Here is a 1,265-nt window from a genome sequence, read left to right as displayed (position 1 = left end):
GGCCGTAGACCGCGTGCGGCCGCAGGACGACGACGGGCCCGCGGTCCTCGCGCGCGGCGTCGGCCGCGAGGTACCGCTCGGCGGCGGCCTTCGTCTTGCCGTAAGGGTTCACGTAGCCGTGCGCGGGCGCCTCGGCCTCGGTCGCGGCGATGCTCGGCGTCCGCGGGTCGTACACGCTGCCGGACGACAGGTGGACGAACCGCGCGCCGGGAAACGTCTCGCGCACCGCCCGGGTGCCCTCGACGTTGACCACCCAGGCTCGGGCGTGGCTGCCGCCGTCGCCGACGGCCGCACCACAGTGCACCACGACGTCGACGTCCTCGGGCCGGTCCTCCTTGGGCAGCGGGCCGTCGCGCAGGTCCCAGAACTGGTGGGCCACCCGGTCGAGCAGCTCGGCGGGTACGCGCGGGACGCGTCGCGAGAACGCGATCACGTCGTGCCCGTGCGCCGCGAGGTCCCGCACCACAGCCCCACCAACAAAACCTGACGAACCGGTCACTGCCACCCTCATGCGCGCACTGTACCCGCGAGAGGTGAAACCAGGTCGACCAGGGCATGACGGTCGGGTTTCCGGGAACGGCCCGCCAGCGGTATGTGCGACGCCTCGACCACCAGGTCGGGCAGCGCGCCGTGGTCCAGGACCTGTCCCACCTGGGCTTCGACCGCCCGCGCCAGGTCCGAGCCCATCCGTACCCGCGGGGTGCCCTGGTTCCGCGGTGCGCCCTCCCGCGGAGCGCCCTCGGTGGTCACCACGAGGACCACCCGCTCGTCGCCGTCGGGCATGGGGACACCCACCATGACCGCGTCGGCGACCCCCGGCAGGTCCCGCAGCCGGGGCTCGAAGAGGCCCGGGTAGATGTTCACCGTGCCGCGGATGATCATGTCCCGGTTGCGACCCACCAGCACGATCCGGCCCTCCGCGTCCTGGTAGGCCAGGTCGCCCGTGCGGTGCTCGGTCGCCCGGGGCCTGCCGGCATCGAGGTCCGCGAGGTACCCCGCCATCAGGGACGGCCCCGTGAGCACCAGCTCGCCGACGGCGGGGCCGTCCGCACCAGCACCGCCGTCCGCACCGGAGCCGTCCGCACCGGCCCCGGACGGATCCTCGTCCAGCCCGACGACGGCGGGGTCGATCCGCACGCCGATGCCGTCCAGCGGGCGGCCCACGAGGTCGCCCGCCGCTCCACCGTCCGGCCCGGCGCTCGTTGCCGTCCCGGATCCGCCGGCGGCCGCGATCTTCTCGTCGGCGTCGGTCATCGCGGCGGGGA

2 protein-coding genes are annotated in these 1,265 nt (G+C 74.7%); both read right to left on the bottom strand.

Translation table 11 applies throughout. The features are described from left to right. The coding region (locus PROKR_RS20095) for an NAD-dependent epimerase/dehydratase family protein (protein WP_036966331.1) at nt 1-511 on the bottom strand (511 nt) is incomplete at its 3' end. Next, nucleotides 508-1,265, bottom strand: a 758-nt coding sequence (locus tag PROKR_RS20090) for a class I adenylate-forming enzyme family protein (protein ID WP_211240188.1), incomplete at its 5' end; no start/stop codon positions are given. The genes PROKR_RS20095 and PROKR_RS20090, both read right to left, overlap by 4 nt.

The sequence above is a fragment of the Promicromonospora kroppenstedtii DSM 19349 genome (genome assembly GCF_000515355.1).
Lineage (GTDB): Bacteria > Actinomycetota > Actinomycetes > Actinomycetales > Cellulomonadaceae > Promicromonospora > Promicromonospora kroppenstedtii.
The sequence above is the reverse complement of the archived record's forward strand: the minus strand, read 5'-3'. Positions and strand labels throughout refer to the sequence as shown.